Annotated in this window: 12 protein-coding genes, 2 pseudogenes and 1 CRISPR repeat array; of the genes and pseudogenes, 4 read left to right on the top strand and 10 right to left on the bottom strand. The window is 73.3% G+C overall.

From position 1 onward, the window contains the following. Positions 1-430: 430 nt before the first annotated feature. The 8 genes from MCM47_RS05940 to MCM47_RS05975 all read right to left on the bottom strand — a co-directional run bounded on the left by MCM47_RS05940 (position 431) and on the right by MCM47_RS05975 (position 13,850). Complete coding sequence (locus MCM47_RS05940; RefSeq protein WP_238859237.1) at positions 431-1,810, bottom strand: serine hydrolase; 1,380 nt, start codon at positions 1,808-1,810, stop codon at positions 431-433. 173 nt (positions 1,811-1,983) lie between these two features. After that, entirely contained in the window at positions 1,984-4,263 is a 2,280-nt protein-coding gene (locus tag MCM47_RS05945) for a restriction endonuclease (RefSeq protein ID WP_238859238.1), read from the bottom strand. Positions 4,264-4,349: 86 nt separating this feature from the next. Next, complete coding sequence (locus MCM47_RS05950; RefSeq protein ID WP_238860031.1) at positions 4,350-5,699, bottom strand: M1 family metallopeptidase; 1,350 nt, start codon at positions 5,697-5,699, stop codon at positions 4,350-4,352. A 131-nt stretch (positions 5,700-5,830) separates the two neighbouring features. Next, positions 5,831-9,868 carry a Pls/PosA family non-ribosomal peptide synthetase gene (locus MCM47_RS05955; protein ID WP_238859239.1) on the bottom strand — a complete coding sequence of 1,346 codons (4,038 nt, stop codon included), beginning with the start codon at positions 9,866-9,868 and terminating at the stop codon, positions 5,831-5,833. Between the two features lie 392 nt (positions 9,869-10,260). Beyond that, positions 10,261-11,127 (bottom strand): NmrA family NAD(P)-binding protein, encoded by an 867-nt coding sequence (locus tag MCM47_RS05960; protein WP_238859241.1) that lies wholly within the window; start codon positions 11,125-11,127, stop codon positions 10,261-10,263. 150 nt (positions 11,128-11,277) lie between these two features. Continuing rightward, positions 11,278-11,733 (bottom strand): hypothetical protein, encoded by a 456-nt coding sequence (locus MCM47_RS05965; RefSeq protein ID WP_238859243.1) that lies wholly within the window; start codon positions 11,731-11,733, stop codon positions 11,278-11,280. A 198-nt stretch (positions 11,734-11,931) separates the two neighbouring features. Next, entirely contained in the window at positions 11,932-12,474 is a 543-nt protein-coding gene (locus tag MCM47_RS05970; protein WP_238859245.1) for a MarR family winged helix-turn-helix transcriptional regulator, read from the bottom strand. 167 nt (positions 12,475-12,641) lie between these two features. After that, positions 12,642-13,850 (bottom strand): FAD-dependent monooxygenase, encoded by a 1,209-nt coding sequence (locus MCM47_RS05975; RefSeq protein ID WP_238859247.1) that lies wholly within the window; start codon positions 13,848-13,850, stop codon positions 12,642-12,644. A 130-nt stretch (positions 13,851-13,980) separates the two neighbouring features. On the opposite strand from MCM47_RS05975, the gene MCM47_RS05980 reads away from it, so the two are divergent. The 4 genes and pseudogenes from MCM47_RS05980 to MCM47_RS05995 all read left to right on the top strand — a co-directional run bounded on the left by MCM47_RS05980 (position 13,981) and on the right by MCM47_RS05995 (position 17,712). After that, positions 13,981-14,625, top strand: a complete 645-nt coding sequence (locus tag MCM47_RS05980; RefSeq protein WP_374209092.1) for a TetR/AcrR family transcriptional regulator — start codon at positions 13,981-13,983, stop codon at positions 14,623-14,625. 336 nt (positions 14,626-14,961) lie between these two features. Next, entirely contained in the window at positions 14,962-16,452 is a 1,491-nt protein-coding gene (locus tag MCM47_RS05985; RefSeq protein ID WP_238859248.1) for a BBE domain-containing protein, read from the top strand. 293 nt (positions 16,453-16,745) lie between these two features. Continuing rightward, positions 16,746-17,306 (top strand): annotated as a pseudogene (locus MCM47_RS43975) (winged helix-turn-helix domain-containing protein). Further along, a pseudogene (locus MCM47_RS05995) lies at positions 17,303-17,712 on the top strand (DDE endonuclease). The pseudogenes MCM47_RS43975 and MCM47_RS05995 overlap by 4 nt, the downstream one beginning before the upstream one ends. A 324-nt stretch (positions 17,713-18,036) precedes the next feature. After that, positions 18,037-20,381: direct repeats of the CRISPR family, unit length 19 nt; unit sequence CCGCGCGAGCGGGGAGCAG. A 114-nt stretch (positions 20,382-20,495) separates the two neighbouring features. Here MCM47_RS05995 and cas2e read toward each other — a convergent pair. Then, positions 20,496-20,843, bottom strand: a complete 348-nt coding sequence (cas2e, locus tag MCM47_RS06000) for a type I-E CRISPR-associated endoribonuclease Cas2e (RefSeq protein WP_238859249.1) — start codon at positions 20,841-20,843, stop codon at positions 20,496-20,498. Continuing rightward, positions 20,840-21,784, bottom strand: a complete 945-nt coding sequence (gene cas1e / locus MCM47_RS06005; protein WP_238859250.1) for a type I-E CRISPR-associated endonuclease Cas1e — start codon at positions 21,782-21,784, stop codon at positions 20,840-20,842. The genes cas2e and cas1e overlap by 4 nt, the downstream gene beginning before the upstream one ends. Between the last annotated feature and the right edge of the window lie 51 nt (positions 21,785-21,835).

Raw genomic sequence — 21,835 nt, forward strand, 5'->3', positions numbered from 1 at the left:
ATGTTTCTCCGGGGCGGCTGGCGTCCACGTTGTCGTTCGGTGGAGCGCAGATGTGCACCTGCTGAATGGGGCCACTCGATGTCCGCCGTCCACCTGCTCGGTGCCGGGGCGCCTCCGGATGCTCCGCTCCCGGGGGTGGAATCCGCGGCCGAGCCCGCCCTCCACCGGCGCACGCCGGGCGTGCACAGCGGCCGCACCAATCCGGACCGACGACCGGGCACCGCGCCGCCCGGCAACGCCCCGGCCCCCGGGCACCGCGCCGCCCGGCAACGCCTCGGCCCCCGGGCACCGCCTTCCCGCAACGCCTCGGCCCCCGGGCACCGCGCCGCCCGGCAACGCCTCGGCCCCCGGCGTCGAAACGCCGGGGGCCGGGTCCGTCAGCGGGACGACCGCGGGGCGCGGCCGAGGGCGGCGTCGGACGCCCGGGCCGTCAGCCGGCCCGCCACCCCTGCTCGTCGATCCCGCCGGGGACGGCGTCCGCCGGTCCGTACGGCTCGCGGGTGAGGACGAAGGAGTTGAGGTCGAGGTGGCTGACCGAGCCGTCGGCGGCCCGTACCACCCGCAGCGTCTCGCCCGCGTAGTAGCCGTCCAGCCCCGTCCAGGTGCCGTCCGCCTCGGCACGGAACCGGGAGGCGCGGTTACCGGCGGCCAGCGGAGCCAACTCCAGGGCGCGGTCCGCCCTCAGACGCAGCACCTGGGCCGCGGCGCCCCAGTACCAGGGGCCGGTGAGTGCCAGCAGCTCATCGTCGACGGACGGCAGCGGGCGCCACGGCTCGGGCAGTCGCGGCTCGTGCTCGGCGGTGATCGCGATCAGGTCCGCCGCGACGAGCGGCGTGCTGGGGCCGCTGGTCGCGTTGGAGAGGGCGACGGCGGCCAGGCCCTCGTCCTCGCTGATCCAGAGCCCGGCGGTGAAGCCCGGCATCGAACCGCTGTGCCCGAACAGCACGCGCCCGTCGCGGCGCAGCAGTTGGAGGCCGAGCCCGTAGCCGCCGGACCAGTCGGCGTCGTCCGGGCCGACGGCCGGCCGGCGCATCTCGGCGAGGGACCCGGCGGCGAGCACCTTCTCGTCGCCGCGAGCCAGGAAGGCGGCCCAGCGGGCCAGGTCGGCGGTGGTCGACCAGAGCTGGCCGGCCGGGCCCATCAGCCCGGTGTCCGTGAGCGGCTCCGGCAGCACGACGTCGGCCCACGGGTGGACGGCGAAACCGCCGGCGTGCGGGTGCTGCGGGAGCAGAGTGGTGCGGTCCATCCCGAGCGGTTCCAGCAGCTCCCGGCGGAGGACGTCGCCCCAGGGCTCGCCGCGCAGCCGCTCGACCAGGGCGCCGAGCAGTGCGTAGCCGGGGTTGGAGTAGTGGTGGCGGCGACCGGCGGGGTGCCGGAGCGGGCGGTCGTCCTCCAGGACGTCGGCGAGCTGCGGCCGCAGCGTCCCCTCCGTCCGCTCCCACCAGGGCTCCGGCGTCTCGGCGGTGAGCCCGGAGGCGTGGGAGAGCAACTGGGCGACGGTGGCCTCGTCGGCCGCGGTGCCGGGCAGGTGGTGCCCGAGCGGGTCGGCCAGGTCGAGCAGGCCCTCGTCGCGCAGCCGGAGCACCAGGACGGCGACGAAGGTCTTGGTGAGCGAACCGATCCGGTACTGCACGTCGACGGTGGGCGCGTGGTCGTCGATCATGCTGCGGGCGCCGCTCCAGACCACCGCGCCGTCCCGCACCACCGCGGCGACGAACGAGGGGGTGCGGCCCTCGGCCTGGGCGACCGCGATCCGGTGCAGCAGGGCGCGGCGGGTGGCGGGGAGGAGCTCGTCGTGCAGGTCGGTCATCTGATCCTCTGGAGAGTCGGACGGCTCGGGCGGACCCGCGCTCGGGCGGGCGGCGCGCCCAACCTAGCCCGCCCGTCCGCCCGGATCCAGCGAGATTCCGGCCCGTGCCGACCAGGCTGCGGCCGTCCTCCCAGCCCACGCCACGACCTCGACGGAGAGTCACCCACCGGGGATCAGTCGGCGGGATCCGTCCGGTCCAGCCCCCGCATCAGTTCGGCCACCACGGCGTGATCGCGGGTGGCGTCACGCTCGCGCTGACTCAGCACCTGCCTGCTGCCGGGCGGTATGACGGCTGCCGACCTGACGCGGCGCTCCCTCCGGGCGTCGGCGAGGCGCCGAGCCATGGCCGTGACGCGCTCGAACTCCTCCGGCAGGTCGCCCTCCGCCTCGTGGTCGACCAGGAAGCCGAGCAGTTCCTCGATCACGTCGAGATGCCCGTCCGTGAGACGGTCCTCGGTGAGTCCGGCCAGTTCCCGCAGCTCGTCCAGGGCTGCCTCCAGCAGGCTCTCCTCCAGCGCCGGGTCGTCCAGCGCGTTCGCCGACAGGCGCTCGGCGAGGTCCATGGCGTTGCCCCAGCCGCCGGCCGCGAGACAGTCCTGGACCGCGTCGCGGATGCGCTCGTCCACCATCGCGCCGAACCGCTCGGCATGCTCCCGGGGGATCAGCGGGCTGTACCGCATCGCCTCGGCGAGCGCGGCGAGGTGCTCGTCGGGGCTGGTCCAGTAGACGCGGTCCCGCGTCTGTTCCAGCACGATCGCCGCGACCGGACCCGCGTCCAGCAGCTCGGCCGCCTCCAGCGCCCACTGCAAGTGCGCCGCGAGGCCGTAGTCCTCGGCGGAGAGGGAAACCTCGACGGTGTCCAAGGTGCTGCGCACGGCGTCGGCCAATGACTCCGGCGCTGCCCGGAGCTGTTCGCGGATGGCGCCGCCGTCGGGCAGCCGGGCCGCCTCGATGATCCGGTAGAGCTGCCGAGCGTCGACGAAGGCGGCGAGCAACGCGGGGATCCGGGTCCGGCCGGCGTTGAGGTGGAGACGCAGGTAGTCGGCGATCGACGGGTTGTGGAAGGCGGCCTTCCCGCCGTCGAGGGTCACCATCGTGCCCTCCAGGACCTGCAGCGCCCGCCGGAAGAGCCGGCCGTCGGCGTCCCGGTCCAGTTCCCTGCGGTACCACGACCACGACTCCTCCAGTTCCGACAGCGTGGCCGTCTGGAGGGTGAGGAGCACTTCGAGCAGGTGGACGGCCTCGTCGGTGAGCTCGTGCTCGACGATCCGCTCCCAGATCCGCTGCGGATCGTCGAGGTTCGCCAACACGGCCGCAGGAACGTCCTGCTCCCGCCGGGCGGCCAGCCGCAACGTCTCCTCGATCAGCCGGGGATTGAAGTTCCGGTGCGTGACGACCGGCTGCCAGACGGCCCGGTCGGCGAAGCAGCGCTTCTGCGCCGGGGGTACCGCGGAGTTGTGGACGTGGTTGTAGAGGATCTGCCCGCGGATCCGGAGCCCCAGGTCGGTCAGGTGGATCACGCTCGCGGCCTCGGTGACGTCCGCCGCCGCGAGGCGGTCGTGCCTGAGCCGGGCGTGTTCCAGGATGTAGTCGCGGGTGGTCATGATGAGCGCTTTGCCCGGTGTCTCCCGGATCTCGCGGACGACGGCGAGCAGCCGGGAGTCCTCGTTCTTGTTCAGCGGTGACTCCAGCGTCGTCTGGCCGAGGAAGTCGTCGTAGAGGAAGACCTGCGGGATGCCGTCGAGCCAGAGCGCGCCGACCTCGTCGATGTCCTGCGAGACCTCGTGCAGCTCGTAGCCGTTGCCCATGAGCCAGGCCGAGAGCATGAGCGCGACCGTGGTCTTCCCCACCCCCGGGATGCCCGCGACGACGCAGACCCGCTGCTCGTCCAGGACCTGCTTCGCCCGCTCGAAGCCCTCGTGCGGGACGAACGTCTCCGCGACCCGTGGCAGCCGCCTGCGGAGCCAGGAGGACCGCAGGTGCCGCTCCTGGTGGAGCACCGTCTGCAGGACGGTGGTGCTGCTCAACCAGAGCCGGAAGTGCCGCCGGACCAGCGCCGGCCGGTTGCGCAGCTCCGCGACGATCTCGTCCACGCCGTGGATGTCGCCGGTGCTGCGGATGAAGGGGGCGAAGGCGTCGCGGAGCCGCTCCTTGCCGTCGACGGTCAGGCCCACCGTGGTGGCGATGACGTACCGGTCGGGCTTGAGCCGAGCGACCTTCGGCAGCTCCTCCCGGACCAGGCGTCGGATCAGCCCGTTCTGGTCGCCGCGCTGCCAGTGCTTGCACTGCACGACGGTGGACGCGCCGGCGGCGTCGGTGTGCCGGAGGTCGATGCCCTGGTCCCGGCCGCGCGGGAAGAGCTCCAGCGGAACGCCGAGGAGTTCACCGAAGAGGTCGCGGCAGACCAGCTCGAAGTCGTGGTCCGTCAGCCGCCCCAGATCGAAGGAGTCCATCTACCGCTTCCAGGAGAGCCACCGCCGGGACGGGGTCGCCCCGGCGGTGGCATTCTTCCGGAAGGGTCGGACAGCCGGGGAAGGGCTCAGAGGACCGGCGGCCGCCGGGCGGACGGGAAGGCGGGCAGCGCCGGGTCGTGCAGCCAGGCGGAGAACAGGCCGTCCAGCGGTCCGCCCGCGTACCGGGCGCAGTGCGCGCGGAAGTCGGCGGTGGAGACCACGCCGTGCCGGTTGAGGACGGCCCAGTCCTTGAGCAGGCGGAAGAAGGCCCGGTCCCCGACGGCGCAGCGCACCGCGTGGACGGTGAGGCCGCCGCGCTGGTAGACGCGGTCGTCGAACATCAGCTTGCGGCCCGGGTCGCCGAGCCGGAGGTCCTGCGGGAGACCGGCGAGCAGGGCGTGGGCGGCGGCGGCGCGCCTCGCGGCGGACGGGCCGCCGCTGTGCTCGGACCAGAGCCACTCGGCGTACTTGGCGAGGCCCTCGTTGAGCCAGATGTGGCTCCAGTCGGCGATCGACAGGCTGTTGCCGAACCACTGGTGCGCCAGCTCGTGGGCGATCAGGCGCTCGCGGTCCCAGCCGCCGCCCAGGTGGTTGGTGCCGAAGGTGGCGACGCCCTGGGCCTCCACCGGGACGTCCAGCTCCTCGTCCGCGACCACCACCGTGTACTCGCCGAACGGGTACGGCCCGAAGACCTCCTCGAAGAAGGTCATCATCTGCGGCTGCCGCCCGAAGTCCGCGGCGAAGCCGCCGGCCAGCCGCTCCGGCACGTGGCCGGTCTGCGGCACCGCCGGGCGCCCGGCGAGCTGCACCGGCTGGTACTGGCCGATCGAGACGGTCACCAGGTACGTCGAGGTCGGCGCGCTCTGCTCGTACACCCAGGTCGTACTGGACGCCCTGGTGGTACGGGTGAGCAGCCGGCCGCCGATCACCACCGCGTACGGCGACGGCGTCGTGACGGCTATCTGGTAGGTGGCCTTGTCGGCCGGCCGGTCGTTGCACGGGAACCAGGACGGCGCCCCCACCGGCTGGCTGGCCACCAGCGCGCCGTCGGTGAGCTCCTCCCAGCCGAGGCCGCCCCACGGGCTGCGCACCGGGCGCGGGTTCCCGGTGTAGTGCACCTCGACGGTGAAGGCGGCACCCGCCGTGAGCGCCTTGGCCGGGCGCACCCGCAGCTTGCCGCCGCGATGGGTGTATCGGGCGGCCTTGCCGTCCACCAGCACCCGGCCGATCCGGAACTCGGCCAGATCGAGCGCGAACTCCGCCAGCGCGGTGCCCGCGACGGCGCTCAGCCGCGCGGTCCCGCCGAGCCGGTTGGGCCCCGGCCGGTAGTCGAGCGCGAGCTCGTAGCGGTGCACCCGGTAGCGGGGATCACCGCTGTTCGGGAAGTACGGGTCCGAGCCGCCGACGGGGGACGCCGGGGTGTGCTGGTGGTTCACCGGGCGGGATTTCACCGGGTCGTGCGCTCCCTGCGAGTACGAGCTGGGGGACGGGCGGGACGTGGCGGGCGTCGCGGGGTCGGTGGGGGCGGACGGGACGGATCCGGCGGGTGCCGGGGCGACCGGGCCGGTCACGAGGTGGTCTGCCACACCTCGATCGGATTGCCCAGCCACCGGGTGTCCGCGGGAACGGACTCGGCGCGCATCACCAGGGAGGCCGGGCCCAGCGTGCTGCGCGCGCCCACCGTACTGCCGGGCAGCACGATGCCGCCCGGGCCCAGGGTGGCGCCCTCGCGGAGGACCACAGTATCCATCCGCATGATCCGGTCGTGGAAGAGGTGGGTCTGCACCACGCAGCCCCGGTTGATGCTCACGCCGTCGCCGAGGGTGACCAGGTCGGCCTCGGGCAGCCAGTAGCTCTCGCACCAGACGCCCCGGCCGACGCCGGCGCCGAGCGCCCGCAGCCAGAGGTTGAGCACCGGGGTGCCCGGCACCGCGCCGACCAGCCACGGCACCGCCAGCACCTCGACGAAGGTGTCGGCGAGCTCGTTGCGCCAGACGAAGCCGCTCCACAGCGGGTGCTCGACCGCCCGGAACCGGCCGACCAGCAGCCACTTCGCGGCCACCGCGACCAGGCAGGCCGCACCGCCGGCGGCCAGCAGCACGAGGCCCGAGAGCAGCAGCGCCGCCACCGGCGACCAGGCCGCCGTCAGCCAGGAGAGCGCCGCGAGGGTCAGCGCGCCGAGCGCGCCCGACGCCAGCACCGGCAGCAGCCGGCCGAGCTCCACCAGCCCGCGGGCCCAGAGCAGCCGCGCCGGCGGCTCGTAGGTGAGGCTCTGGTCGGCCTCGTCGGCCGCCCGCGGCAGCTTCATCGGCGGCATGCCCAGGTAGGAGCTGCCCTTCTTGGCCTTCGCCGGGGTCGCGGAGAGCACGCCGACCAGGCCGCGCTTGGGCACCGAGCGGCCCGGCGCGGTCATCCCGGAGTTGCCGAGGAAGGCCCGCTCGCCGACCTTCGCCTCGCCGAGCCGCACCCAGCCACCGCCCAGCTCGTACGGGGCGATCAGGGTGTCGTCGGCCAGGAAGGCGCCGTCGCCGACGGTGGTCAGGCTCGGCAGCGCCAGCACCGTGGAGACCTCGGCGCCGCGGCCGACCTTCATGCCCAGCGCCCGCAGCCACAGCGGCGTGACCAGTCCGGCGTACAGCGGGAACAGGACCTCGCGGGCCTGGTCCATCAGCTGGGTCACCGTCCAGGCCTGCCAGCCGATCCGCCCGTGCAGCGGGTGCGTCCCCGGTGCCAGCCCGGTGCTCAGCAGCCGGACGGCCGCGACGAGCTGCGCCGCGTAGACCGCGCCGTAGGCGAGGGTGGCCGGCAGCAGACCGAGCAGGGCAGCGCCGAGCGCGGCGGCGAGCCCCTCGCCCGGGTGGACGAAGCGGCTCAGCACGGCCAGCCCGGCGATCGCCGGAAGCACGGGGAGCAGGCCCAGCGCGGCGCCGCTCGCGCCGTAGAGCGCGGCCCAGCGGGCCCGGCGGTGCGGGCGCTCCTTGGGCCAGGTGCGCTCGGCGCGGCCCAGTTTGACGGCGGGCGCACCGCCCCAGCGCTGTCCGGTCGGGACGTGCCCGGTGACGCTGGAGCCGGCGACGACCTGGGCCCGCTTGCCGATCCGGGCGCCGGGCAGCAGCGTCGACCGGGTGCCGACCACCGCGGCGGAGCCGACCTTGACCTGGCCGACCTCGAGCCGGTCGCCGTCCAGCCAGTAGCCGCAGAGGTCGACCTCGGCCTCCACTGCGCAGCCCCGGCCGAGCTTGAGCATGCCGGTCACCGGCGGCAGGGAGTGCAGGTCCACCTCCGGACCGACCTTGGCGCCGAGCGCCCGGGCGTAGCGGGTCAGCCACGCGCCGGAGAGCGACGTGGCCCCGCTGGCCTCCGCGAGCCGCTCGGCCGCCCAGAGCCGCAGGTGGGTGGAGCCGCCGCGCGGGTAGCTGCCGGGGCGCAGGCCGCGCAGCAGCAGCCGGGCGCCGCCGGCCCCGATCGCGAGGCGGCCCGCCGGGCTGAAGAGCGCCAGCGCGCCCGCGCCGACCGCCCACCAGGAGGCGGTGGGCGCCCACGGGTAGTCGCCGAACCAGGAGAGCACGTTGCCGAGCGCCACCAGCGCGACGCTCCAGCGCAGCCCGACCACGGTGAAGAGCGGGATCAGCAGGAGCAGCTGGAGCAGCTTGGCCCGGGTGGGCACCGGCGCGACGGTCCGTGCCTCGCCGCCCTGCGCTGCGGTGCGTTCCAGGTGGCGGGCGAGCTTGCGCAGCGTCGGCTGCTGGTAGAGGTCCAGCACGGCGACGTTGGGGTAGCGGGTGCGCAGCAGCGTGGTCAGCCGGGCGGCGGCCAGGCTGCCGCCGCCGATGGCGAAGAAGTCCTCGCGCGGCCCGCTCACCGGCACCCCGAGGATCTCGGTCCACTGCTCGGCCAGCCAGGCCTCGGTGCCGTAGAGCTGCTCGGTCGGGCCGGCCGTGTCCAGATCGGGCAGCGGCCAGGGCAGGGCGTTGCGGTCGACCTTGCCGGAGGTGCGGGTGGGCAACGAGTCGACCGGGGCGAGCAGCGGCACCAGGGCGGCGGGCAGCTCGGCGCGCAGCCGCTCGACGGCGGCCTCGCGGTCCCATCCGTCCTTGGTGACCAGGTAGCCGACCAGCAGTTGGTTGCCGCCGCGCGCGGTCCGGACGGCGGCCGCCGCACCGGCGACGCCGGGCAGCGCCTGCAGGGCGGCGTCGACCTCGCCGAGCTCGATCCGGCGCCCGCCGAGCTTGATCTGCTCGTCGGCGCGCCCCAGGAAGAGCAGACCGGCCGGGTCGGCCTGGACGAGGTCGCCGCTGCGGTAGGCGCGCTCCCAGCCGAGCGACGGCAGCGGGGCGTACTTCTCGGCGTCCTTCTCCGGGTCCAGGTAGCGGGCCAGGCCGACGCCGCCGATCACCAGCTGGCCGGTGGCGCCCGCGGCGACCGGCTCGCCGGCCTCGTCGACCACGGCGAGGTCCCAGCCGTCCAGCGGCAGGCCGATCCGGACCGGGCCGTCGCCGGTCAGCAGCGCCGCGCAGGCGACCACGGTGGCCTCGGTCGGCCCGTAGGTGTTCCAGACCTCGCGGCCCTCGGTGACCAGCCGCTGAACCAGCTCGGGCGGGCATGCCTCGCCGCCGAAGATCAGCAGCCGGACCTCGTTCAGCGCCTCGGCCGGCCAGAGCGCCGCCAGCGTCGGCACGGTCGAGACGACGGTGATCTCCTGCTCGGCCAGCCAAGGGCCGAGGTCGGCACCGCTGCGCACCTGGGAGCGGGGGACGGGCACCAGGCAGGCGCCGTGGCGCCAGGCGAGCCACATCTCCTCGCAGGAGGCGTCGAAGGCGACGGAGAGACCGGCCATGACGCGGTCGCCGGGGCCGATCGGCTCGTCCTGGAGGAAGAGCGCGGCCTCGGCGTCGACGAAGGCGGCCGCGTTGCGGTGGGTGACGGCGACGCCCTTGGGGCGGCCGGTGGAGCCGGAGGTGAAGATGATCCAGGCGTCGTCCGCCGGGGTCGGCCGGCCCGCGGTGGTGGCGGGGCGCGACGGCCCGATGGCGGTGAGTGATCGGTCGGCGCCGAGAACGGCGCCGACGGCGGCCTCCTCGAAGACCAGCTGGGCGCGCTCGTCCGGGTCTTCGGCATCCACCGGGACGTAGGCCGCCCCGGCGGCCAGCACGGCGAGGATGGCAACGTAGAGGTCGTTGGTGCCGGAGGGGACGCGGATGCCGACCCGGTCGCCGGTGCCGATCCCGGCGGCGGCGAGCCGGCGGCGCAGCTGCTCGACCTCGGCGGCGAGCGCCCGGTAGCTGAGCACGGTGCGGCCGTCGTCCAGTGCCGCCTCGTGGGGGTGGCTGCGGACCGTGGCGTCCAGGACGTCGACCAGGGTGCGTGGGCCGGGGGCCTGCCGACCGGGGAACAGCGCGCGTGCGGGTTGGGCGGCCTCGGCGGGCTCGGCGGGTGCTTCGGCTCCGGCCGGGGCTGCGACTGCTGTGCCTGCCGTGACTGCCGCGGGTGCGGTGACTGCCGCGGGTGCCGCGCACCCCGCCGGGGTCGCGGCCGGCCCGGCGTCGGGGGCCTGCGGTGCCTGCGGCGCCTGCTCCGTCTGGGTCTGGCTCGGTTCAGCTGTCATGGCAGCCGTGCGCTCCTCGTCCTGGCCCCTCGGTTCCGCCGGTTTCCGGCCCTTGGGGGCGGTGGGAGCACTCACCCGGTTCGTTCGGTCGGGTGATCCCACTCCGGGGCCGGAGCAGACAACCCGACCGATGGTACCTCGGGGCGGTGAACCGGAAGCTGTCCGACACTCCGCTCAACTCGCCCCTGGGCAACCCGATCTGACGACACGTCAGGCAGCAACTGAGCCTTCGTGAATCGATGGTGACGGAGTGTCAGCCATTTTGACGGGCCGTCAGGTTCGGTTTCGGATTGTGGTCCACGCCACACCGGAGCGGTACTCCCTCCGGGTGGCGGCCGCCCGGATCGCCCGTTCCGGGCTACTCCGGGCGGCTGCCGGCGCGCCGCTGCGGATCAGCGGAAACGGGCGAGGTGCTCGCGCAGGAATGCCTCCAGGGTACGCGGAGCGCGTCCGAGCAGGCGGTTGACCGAGCCGTCGGGGCGCTCCGGACGGTCCACCGCGAGCCGCTGGATCTCGACCACGTGGGCGGCCAGCCACTCGGGCATCCCGGCCCGGTGGACCAGGTGCGCGTGCAGTTCCGCGGGCGGCAGGTCGATGTACCGGACGGGCCGCCCGAGCAGTGCGCCGAGGAGCGCGGCGAGCTCCGGATAGCTGTACGCGCGCCCGCCGGTCAGCTCGTACGTCCGGCCGGCGTGCTCGGGTCGGATCAGCACCGCGGCTGCGGCGTCCCCGATGTCCCGGCAGTCGATGTAGTTGCAGGGTGCGGTGCCCATGGCGCCGTGGATCATCCCGGCTGCGGCGATGCCCGGGGCGAGGAGCAGGAGCTTCTGCATGAACGCGTACGGCCGCAGCACCGTCGCGGTGACGCCCGAGGCGCGCAGGTGCTGCTCGACCAGGTGGTGGCCGCGCGAGACGGCGACCGGCGAGTCCGGCTCGGCGGCCGGTGCGGAGACCTTGACGATGTGCTCGACGCCGGCGTCCGCGGCCGCGTCGATGGCGCGCAGCTCGTGTTCGACCTGCTGCGGACCGTTGGCCATGGTGAGGAGGAGCCCGCTGGCGCCGCGGAAGGCCGCCCGCAGGGAGTCCGGGTCGCCCGCGTCGGCGTACACCGGTTCGACCAGGGCGCGGGTGTGGTCGTCCAGGCCGGCCAGGAGCCGGCCGGGGTCGCGACTGAGGGCGCGGGCCGGGACGCCGAGTCGGGCCAGGCTGTCGAGGGTGGCACCGCCGGTGGCGCCGGTGGCGCCCATGATGACGATCATGTCGTCTGCCTCTCTGGTGTGTGGTTGTTCGGTGGACGGGTCGGGTGGACCTGTCCGCTGGGTGGGCTGAGGGGTGAGACCGGTGCGGGTCCCGGTGGGTGGGTCGTCCGGTCCGGTCCGGTCCGGTCTGGTTCGGTCCGGTCGGTCCGGTCAGTGCTGCCGGTGGCGGCGCGGACGGCTGCCGCGCCAGCGCCACGTGGTCACCGTGGCGGCGATGGCCGCGGACACCGGGAGGTCGATCCGGAGCCGGGCCGGCCACGGGCTGTCCGCCAGGGTCGGTATCCGGGGGAGCCAGTGCGCGCCGGACCAGCCGGCCAGCAGTGCGAGGGCGGCGGCGATGATGCCGAACCCGGCGGCCAGCGCGACACGCGGCGGGCGGAGCGTCCAGGAGCGGTCCGGGCGGCGGAGCAGCCGGGCTCCGAGCAGGGTGGCGACCACGGCGGAGGTGCCGCCGATGGTGGTGACCGCTGCGATCATCAGCTCGGACTGCCCGGTCGCGGCGCCGCCGATGCCGGCCATGACGGCGGGCATCGCGTAGGCGACCAGGACCTCGCGCCAGAGGACGAACGGCGGCGGCTCGGCGGGGGAGGCGGTCTTCCTCGGCATGGGTGACTCCTTCGGCAGTTTGATTAGGTAGCTAACCATTGGTGATTAGTTGGCTAACTACATGGGCGTGGTGAAGGCGGGGCGGTCGAGCGGTCCGCCGGTGCGCTTGAGCGGCCTCGACGGCGGGTCGGGCGCGAGTTCGGCGGTGAGTCGGTGAGTCGGTCGGCCAGCCGGTCAGCCGGTCAGCCGGTCGGTCGGTCAGTCGGCGGTGAGGGCGGACATGCCCTCGACCAGTCGGGCCAGGAGGTCCAGGAACACCGTGCGCTCCTCGATGGTGAGGCCGCCGACCATGGCCTCCATGCGGGCGAAGTGCTCGGGGGCCAGCTCGCGCAGGCGCTCGGCGCCGGGTGCGGTGAGGACGACCACGTTTCCGCGGCCGTCCTCAGTGGACGGCCGCCGGGCGACCAGGCCCTCGCGTTCGAGCCCGTCGACCAGGCCCGTCACCGTCGCCCGCGACACGCCGAGGCTCGTCGCCAGCTGGGACGGCGACTTCTCGCCGCCGTGGTCCTCCAGGTCGGCCAGCAGTCGGTAGCGGCCGGTGGAGAGTCCGAAGCGGGCGAAGTGCGCCTCCCCGGCCTGTCCGAGCCGCGCGCCGGCCGCCATCAGCCGCGCCGCGACCAGGACGGCCTGCGGGTCGGCCGAGAGGCCGTACCGGTTGAGCTGGCGGCGGGCCTGGTCGAGCGTGGGCGCGCCGTGGTCGGCGCCCTGGGCGGAGTCGTGCGCGGGGTGGTGCCGGGTCATGAAAGTAGTATGGCGGCTAATCACTTCGCCCGTCAAGCGTGGCGAGCGCGGCTGCGGCCCGGCCCCGACGTCCGGCCGTCGTCGGGGCCGGGCGTCGGGCGTCGGGCGTCGGGCCGGGGCCGGGCACCGGCGGTCGAAGGTGCGGACGGCGGTCGGCGTGCGGACGGTCAGTCCCGCCCGGTGCCGGCCGTGATGCGCGGCGGGGTCCAGTCGGCGTGGCGGAGGGCCGTGCGGACCATCGCGCCGGCTGGGGTCAGCCGGATCGCCGCGTTGCGGACGGCCACCGCGAGCGGATGCGCGAGCTGCTGTCCCATCCGGCCCGCCCGCCGGGCGTCGCGCGCCACCGCCTGGCTGCGCGGGCGCCGCTCGGCGTCGTACCGGTCGAGGGCGGCCTCGACGGTGGCTTCCGCCCCGACCGCGGCGGCCAGGGTGACCGCGTCCTCCAGGGCCTGGCATGCTCCCTGGCCGAGGTGTGGGGTCATCGCGTGCGCCGCGTCGCCGAGCAGGGCGATCCGGCCCGCCGTGAAGGAGGGCAGCGGAGTCGCCAGCTCGTTGACGTCGTGGTGCAGCACGGCCTCCGGGCGGGTCGCCGCCAGCAGTGCCGGGATCGGGTCGTGCCAGTCGGCGAAGCGCCGGCGCAGCTCGGCCAGCGGGTCCCGGTGGCGGACCCCCGCCGGGGCGTTGAGCACCGCGTGCCACTCGGCGCGCCCGTCCGGGAACGCGATGTGGCCGAACTCGGTGCCGTGCCCCCAGGTCAGCTCGAAGTCGGCGTCCAGCCCCTCGACCGGGTGGGCGGTGATCGCCCGGAGCACCGTCGAGCCGCTGTACACCGGTCCCGGGTGGTCCGGGAACAGCCGGCGGCGCAGGGCACTTCCGATCCCGTCGGCGCCCACCACCAGGTCCGCGTCGAGTGCGGCGCCGCCGTACTCGAGCCTGACCCGCGAGCCGTGTGAGGTGTCGACGGCCGTGACCTCCGTGCCGACGACCAGAGCCCCGGCGGGCAGCGCCGCGCGGAGGATCCGGTGCAGCGCGGCGCGCGGTATGCCGACGATCGGCGCGCCCAGCTCGCGTTCCAGCGCCGCGCCGTCCATCCGGGCCAGTCGCCGCCCGTCCGGCGTGCGGGTGCCGCCGCTGTACTGCCGGCGCGAGGCTGCCTCCACCGCCTCGCCCACGCCGAGCGCGGCCAGCGCCCGCAGCCCGTTGGCGGCCAGCGAGATGCCGGCCCCCGCGTCGTCGAGCTCCGGCCTGCGCTCGACCACGGTGACCTCCCACCCCGCCAGGCGCAGCCCGATCGCGGCGGCCAGCCCGCCGATTCCGCCCCCGACGACGACCGCGGTCCCGTTGCCCTTGCCGTTGGTGCCGCTCGTGCCGCCCATCACTGCCTCCCTCGCCTCGACGCGCCGACTCTTGCCGCGTCGGCCTTCTACACCTGTAGAAGGACAGTACCCGGGCCTCCTACAGGTGTAGAAAGAGGGGGTGCGTGAAGCGGAGAACCGGAGATCGGATGTGACGGCCGGCGGCGAGGCGGGCGCGGACGGCGCGGGGCGCCCGGACCGCCGGACCGTCCTGGCCGATGCGGCGATCGGCGTACTGGCCGACGCGGGCATGCGCGGACTCACCCACCGGGCGGTCGACGCGGCGGCCGGGCTGCCCCTCGGCACCACCTCGGCGTACCTGCGCACCCGGCAGGCGCTGCTCACCGCGCTCGTCCGGCGGCTGGTCGAGCTGGATCAGGGCGAGCTGCAGGAGATGGGCGAGCAGGTGCCCGCCCTCCGGACGGTCGAGGAACTGGTCCACGGCATCGCGGCGCTGACCGAGCGTCGTCTCCTCGGTGAGGGGCGGCGGCGCTCCCTGGCGCGGTACGCCTGCGCCGTGGAGAGCGTGCGCGATCCGGAGCTGCGCGAGATCCTCGTCCCCCGGGAGAACGCCGGGCGGGCCGCCGTCCGCGCCTTCGTCGCCGCCCAGGGCGTGCCGGACCCCGAGGGGCGCACCCTCACCCTGCTGGCCTGCATCGACGGGTTGGTCTTCGACCGCCTGGTCTGCGGGGGCGGTGTCCGGCAGGACGAGATCGAAGGGCTGGTCGCCGCGGCCCTGCGCGGCCCGGACGGCGGCGCTCCGCAGCGGCCGGCCGCGGGACCTCCACGGCCGTGAGCCCTGCCGGGCCCGAGTGAACGGACGGGCTGCCGGCGCTCTCCTGCGCATCCCGCGATGCCATGGCGGAAAGCGGCGTACAGGCGGCGTGCAGTCACACTACTTCGTGTAGAGATTCACTTCCCGGACGGCCCCCGCGGCCCGTGTTAGCGTGCGGCTGCCAGCGTCTCCCTGTCGACGAAGTGGGTCCTGAGCATGCGTCACGAATTCTCCCGCCGAGGATTTCTCGGCACCGCCGGAATGGCGGCCGCGGGGATGTCCGCCGAGTCCGCGGGCCTGGGCGCCGGCGCGGGTTCGGCACGGGCAGAGCCGGCCGTCGTATCGGAGGGGCAGTACGTGTTCCCGGGTGATTCGCGCTACCAGACGCTCAGTCAGGGCTTCAACCAGCGGTGGTCCAGCACGCCCGACCACATCCGGCTGGTGGGCAACGAGGCCGACGCGGTGGCCGGGCTGGAGGCGGCGCTCGACAAGGGGTTGCGGCCGACCGTCCGGGCCGGCGGGCACTGCTACGAGGGCTTCGTCGACAACGACAACGGCGTCATCCTCGACCTCAGCACCATGCGCGGGGTCCGCGCCGCGACGGACAAGTACGGCGCGACCACCTACGCCGTGGACGGCGGCGCCACCAACTGGGACGTCTACACGACGCTCTTCCGCAGGTTCGGCGTGACCATCCCGGCCGGCTCCTGCTACTCGGTGGGCGCCGGCGGGCACGTCTGCGGCGGCGGGTACGGACTGCTCTCCCGGCGGCACGGGCTGACGGTGGACCACCTGGCGCAGGTCGACGTGGCGACCGTCCGCGGCGGCTGCGTCGAGGTCATGCGGGCCCACCACGACGACCCCGGCGGCTCGCCGGAGCACGACCTCTTCTGGGCGCACACCGGCGGAGGCGGCGGGAACTTCGGCGTCGTGCTGCGTTACCACTTCCGCAAGGACATCCCCAAGCCCCCGCCGCGGGTCTGGCTGAGCAGCATCGCCTGGCCGTGGGCCGACCTGATCAAGGAGCCCGAGGACTTCCGCCGCCTGGTGGACAACTTCGCGTCCTTCTTCGCCCGGCACAGCAGCGCCTCGGAAACCGTCTACCGGGGACTGTTCGCCATTCTCAAGCTGACCCACCGCTCGAACGGGAACGTCGTCCTGGTCAGCCAGTGGGACCAGGACGACCCGGCGCCGCTGGAGGAGTTCCTGGCCGCCGTCGAGGCCGGGATGAGGACCCCCTCCACCGTCCAGACGTACAGTGCCGGCGGCCTGTTCCTGCCGTACCCGGACAAGAGCCGGCAGATGCCGTGGTTCCAGGCGACGATGACGCTCAACCCCTCGGGGGACAACCAGCGCGGCAAGTACAAGTCGGCCTACCACCGCACGCCGTTCACCAAGGCGCACGTCGACGCCTTCTGGTCGTGGCTGACCAAGGACGTGCCCGACGTCGACCTCACCCAGACGCTGGTCCAGATCGACTCGTACGGCTGCCGGATCAACGCGCACGATCCCGCGGAGACGGCCGTCCCGCAGCGCGACTCGATCATGAAGCTGCAGTACCAGACGTACTGGACCGATCCGGCCGAGGACGCGGCCCACCTCGCCTACCTCGCGGGCCTGTACCGGGATGTCTACCAGGCGACCGGCGGCATCCCGGAGATCGACACCGACACCGACGGCGCCTACGTCAACTACCCGGACGTCGACCTCGGCGTGGCCGGCCAGCCCCACCCGGCATACCAGTGGTTGTACTACAAGCAGAACTACAGTCGCCTGCAGTGCGTGAAGAAGACCTGGGACGAGGCGAACGTCTTCCACCACGCCCAGTCGATCACCCTGCCGTCCTGACCGCACACGCAGTGGCGTGTCAACCATCCGGTAAACGGATGATATCGGGGCGAATGGGTGCGAGTAAAGGGGTCAGCATGGCGTGGCTGTCCTGAGCGCTGCGGCCCGGTCGGACCTCTTCGCGGCATCAGCGCAGGGTCGACCTGTCGTGAGCCGAGCTCGCAGGTGTGCGCACGTCTGTGAGGGTGTGCTCGGACTGATGCTGACTTTTGCTGACCTCAGCTGATGGTTACTGAGATCTTCGTTTTGTTGTCGGTGGTGACAGGTAGTGATCCCTGCGGTATGCCGGTGGTATGCGGTACGCGCAGGGTGGGGGCCTGACCGCTGAGCGGCGGGCGTTTCGTGAACAAGTGCGGCTGGAGGCCGGGGTCCGGTTCGAGGCGGGCGAGAAGACGTCGGTGATCGCCCGGGCTGCGGGTCAGCGAGCGGTCGGTGGAGCGTTGGCGGCGGGCCTGGCGTGAGGGCGGTGCGGATGCCCTGCGCTCGGCGGGTTCGGCGAGCGTGCCGAAGTTGTCGGCGGCCCAGTTCGCCGAGTTGGAAGTGGATTTGGGCAAGGGGCCGGCCGCCCATGGGTTCGAGGGCCAGCGCTGGACGCTGGTCCGGGTCCAGGCGGTGATCGGCCGACGGTACCGGATGCGACTGTCGATCGCGACCGTGTGGCGGTTGCTGAAGCGGCACGGCTGGTCCTGGCAGGCCCCGGCCCGCCGGGCAGTCGAGCGGGACGAGCGCGCCGTGGAGCTGTGGAAGCAGGTGGGGGTACCCCCGCTTGCGGGGGAGTGTGGCCGCGGGTAAAAGCACCGCGGCGGCGCTCGGGGCCTGGGTCGTCTTCGAGGACGAGGCCGGGTTCGCGATGACGCCGCCGCGCGCCCGCACCTGGGGGCCGGCGTGGGCACACGCCCGTGGTCCGGGTCCGGGGACGTTCCCGGCGCCGGATCTCGGTGGCCGCGCTGTGCTGCTACAAGCCCGGCGAGCAGAGCAGGGTGATCTACCGGCCCTGCTTTCACGTGCCGCTCAAGGGAGCCCGCAAGAGCTTCGCCTGGACCCTTCCAACTGCCCTCATATGCACCGGACCTCAATCCGGTCGAGGGTATCTGGTCACTCCTGCGTCGTGGCCCGACGGCGAACACCGCCTTCACCGATCCGGATCATCTCACCCGCACCCTCCGACGCGGACTGCGGCACATCCAACTTCGACCCGCCCTTATCGATGGCTGCCTGGCCGGCACCGGCCTGTCACTCACCCCACCGACTCCACCCTGAGCCTCAGTAGTCTGAGCACACCGGTGACCGGAGCGATCCGTTCGGCACGATCACCGTTCAGGCCTCGTTTGTGGGGAGCTGCCAAGCCCTGCCATCCGACCTTCGACACTGCCCGGAGGGCCTCTCGGTGGGCAGTCGGTGGACGGACGCCTTTGGACGGTGCAACATGGGGTGGCACAGCTCGGCCTGCCGCACATGCTCTGATCAGGCAAAACGTCACTAGGCGGCATCGGGTGGCACCATGCAACATGATCCCTGATGGTCTCGTAATGCGTGGGTCTCTGGTTCAAACTTCCGTACATCGGTATAGGGAAGCACGCTGTGCCGCGCGAGCGGGGAGCAGATTATCGGTGAAGGTAACCCGAATTACCCTGAGGGACCACCCCCGCGCGAGCGGGGAGCAGTTCCCTTCGGGATTGGGGTGGGGCGGCCGGCTGGGCCCATCCCCGCGCGAGCGGGGAGCAGTCACGGTCCGGCTTGACCGGCCGCAGGTTGTCGGGACCATCCCCGCGTGAGTGGGGAGCAGCTGGGTGAGCTGCAGGCGCGGGTTGCCCGGGAGGGACCATCCCCGCGCGAGCGGGGAGCAGTCTCAGCGCTTTTGCTGATCATGTGCTGATCGGGGACCATCCCCGCGCGAGCGGGGAGCAGTGTCCGTCAGCACCCGCACCCACTCGGTCAGCGGGACCATCCCCGCGCGAGCGGGGAGCAGTCACGGTCCGGCTTGACCGGCCGCAGGTTGTCGGGACCATCCCCGCGTGAGCGGGGAGCAGCTGGGTGAGCTGCAGGCGCGGGTTGCCCGGGAGGGACCATCCCCGCGCGAGCGGGGAGCAGTCTCAGCGCTTTTGCTGATCATGCGCTGATCGGGGACCATCCCCGCGCGAGCGGGGAGCAGCCGGTGCCGTCCGGGCGCCGGTTGGCGTACATGGGACCATCCCCGCGCGAGCGGGGAGCAGCTACCGAGGAGAGTGGAAGTGACGAGTCCGCAGGGACCATCCCCGCGCGAGCGGGGAGCAGGGTCCCTTGCCGGCGACGGCGGCCACCAAGTCGGGACCATCCCCGCGCGAGCGGGGAGCAGGACCAGTCGGTGTAGCCGAGGCTGTTGCCCTCGGGACCATCCCCGCGCGAGCAGGGAGCAGGTGGCCTGGTCGCATCACAGAGGGAGGCCGCAGGGACCATCCCCGCGCGAGCGGGGAGCAGGAAGCCGGCACCGACGCGAAGAAGGACAAGCTGGGACCATCCCCGCGCGAGCGGGGAGCAGTGTCCGTCAGCACCCGCACCCACTCGGTCAGCGGGACCATCCCCGCGCGAGCGGGGAGCAGTTCTGGGGCACGGCCGAGAGCCGGCCGCCCTGGGGACCATCCCCGCGCGAGCGGGGAGCAGAAGGGAGAGCGGGCCGCACAGGCCCGGGAGAAGGGACCATCCCCGCGCGAGCGGGGAGCAGGACACCGGGACCAGGGACGGCTGGAAGTACCGGGGACCATCCCCGCGCGAGCGGGGAGCAGAAGGCATATCTCGCTGCGTGGCAGTCCGCTCTGGGACCATCCCCGCGCGAGCGGGGAGCAGGACGCGCCGTCGGGTGCCCCCTTTGAGTGTCCGGGACCATCCCCGCGCGAGCGGGGAGCAGTACCCGGACCCGGGCAGCGCCAGGCCGCCGAGGGCGGGGTTGGACCATCCCCGCGCGAGCGGGGAGCAGGGCTGTGCGTGGAGTGCGGCGAGCGTCTGGAGAGGACCATCCCCGCGCGAGCGGGGAGCAGGACGCCCCCACCTACGAGCTGCCCTCCACCGGGGGACCATCCCCGCGCGAGCGGGGAGCAGCAGCGGTTGCGGTTGGTGACGTTGACGCTCACGGGACCATCCCCGCGCGAGCGGGGAGCAGAGCCTCGGTCTCCTCATCGTGCTTCGCCGCGGGGGACCATCCCCGCGCGAGCGGGGAGCAGAGCAGTTCCGCCAGGAGGATGCGCCCGTAGCGGGGACCATCCCCGCGCGAGCGGGGAGCAGCCGACGATGAACGGACGGTTCGCCACCACGGCCGGACCATCCCCGCGCGAGCGGGGAGCAGGAATCTATGAGCAGCAGCCGGAAAGGGCTCCCGGGACCATCCCCGCGCGAGCGGGGAGCAGCCAGCCGCGCCGACCAGCCGCTTGGAGATGTCGGGACCATCCCCGCGCGAGCGGGGAGCAGTAGGCGGTGACCGGCATGTTCGGCTCGATCCGGGGACCATCCCCGCGCGAGCGGGGAGCAGACCTCCGACGGCGGGTTGGAGAAGTCGTAGCCGGGACCATCCCCGCGCGAGCGGGGAGCAGGTCAGCCCCTCGGTGATCTCCACCTTCCAGCCGGGACCATCCCCGCGCGAGCGGGGAGCAGGGCGGCAGCGGAAACCACCGCATCACCTTCATGGGACCATCCCCGCGCGAGCGGGGAGCAGCGCGTGATCTGGGAGGCGGGCGCCGCCGCCGGGGGACCATCCCCGCGCGAGCGGGGAGCAGTTGCCTCAGGCAAGGGCGAACAGCTCCAGCTGGGGACCATCCCCGCGCGAGCGGGGAGCAGCAGATCGCCGACTTCCGGCGCGACGTGATCCGGGGACCATCCCCGCGCGAGCGGGGAGCAGCGAACCCCACAGGGGCGCGAAGCCCGCCAGAAGGGACCATCCCCGCGCGAGCGGGGAGCAGACTTCTTGACCTGGGGCTTTGTCAGGAAGAAGCGCTGTTTTTGACAACTTCCAGCGGGTCGGGCAATTCGGGCATGTTACTCATGTGGCAGGCTCTCCTGTTGGTCGGTCAGTGTCAGCGCTTGGCCATGCGGCGTTTGGCGGCTTTGCTCCAGCCGGGCTTCGGGTTGGTAGCGGTGGTCGGTGGGGGCGTGGCGGGGCGGTGGATCAGGGTGAGACCTTCGTGCTCCTTGGGCTGCCACGAGTGATCGTGAGTGCGGAACGTGTATCCCTGCTCGGTGTCGGAGCTGTGAACCAGTAGGGCTCGACCTTGGCTTGCGAACGCCTTGACCTCGGTCCACAGAAGGTCGCGGACGCGAGCGGACGGGGTGCCGATGAAGACCCCGGCAGAGATCTCCAGAAGCCAGCGGGTGAGGAAGCCGCGCAGTCCTGCTGGGCAGTTGGTCAGGACGATGACGGTCACCAGGTTGCTCCCTCGTCCTGGTTGAAGCCGGCTGCCAGGTGGGCGTCGTGGTCGGACTGCACGGTCACCCGGTCGATGTCGGTTGCCGCATCGTTGTGGCCGCCTGCCGTCAGTAGGCCCTTGATGTCGTCGACGACGCGGTCGAGCAGGCGCAGCCGGTAGATCCGATCGCGCAGTGCACGTCGGGTGGACGGCCCGGCATCGTCAGGAGCGGAGGCGGCGACATCGAAGGCGACCGGAATGCCGATCTCGGTCTTGTAGAGGTCGGCGATGTCCAGGACGAAGGACAGCTCGTGGCCGGAGTGGATGAATCCCAGTGCCGGGGAGCAGCCGAGGGCGGTGACGACGGCGTGGCTGATGCCGTACATCACCTGGGAAGCCGCAGTGATGGCCTGGTTGGCGGGGTCGCCGGAGGTGAAGTCACCAGGGGTGTAGTGGCGCCCACGCCAGAGGATGCCGGTGCGTTCGGCGTTCTTGCGGTAGCAGTCCTTGACGCGTCGGCCCTCGCGTCCGAGGAGTTCGCGGCGGGTCAGTCCGTTCACGTCCTCGTCGGGGAAGCGGAGTCGGTACATGGACCGGGCGACCTCGAGCCGGGTGCGGCGGTTGGCCCAACAGTGGGCCTGTGCCTCGGCGAGGGCGGCCGAGCGGGACAGGGCTCGGCCCCCGGCGTAGTAGCGCACGCCGTGTTCACCTACCCATGTGACTCCGGTGCCGGTCTCGCCGAGCAGGCTCATGGCCTGGTGGGTGATGCGGGTACCTGGCCCGAGTAGCAGGGTGCCGATCGTTGCGGACGGGATATGGGTGGTGCCTTCGGCATCCTCGGCGGTGATCGCGTTCGCGTCGCGGTGGACGATGCAGCGTTCGAGGTAGACGAAGGAGAGCCGGTCGCCGGCGCGGGCCAGCTCCGACGGGGTGCTTGCGGGTCTGCGACCGGCACTCACGGGCGCGTGCTCCTGAAGGGTGCGATGTGATCGGGGTCGGGCTGGCGGTGT

Source organism: Kitasatospora sp. A2-31 (genome assembly GCF_022288725.1).
Taxonomy (GTDB): Bacteria; Actinomycetota; Actinomycetes; order Streptomycetales; family Streptomycetaceae; genus Kitasatospora.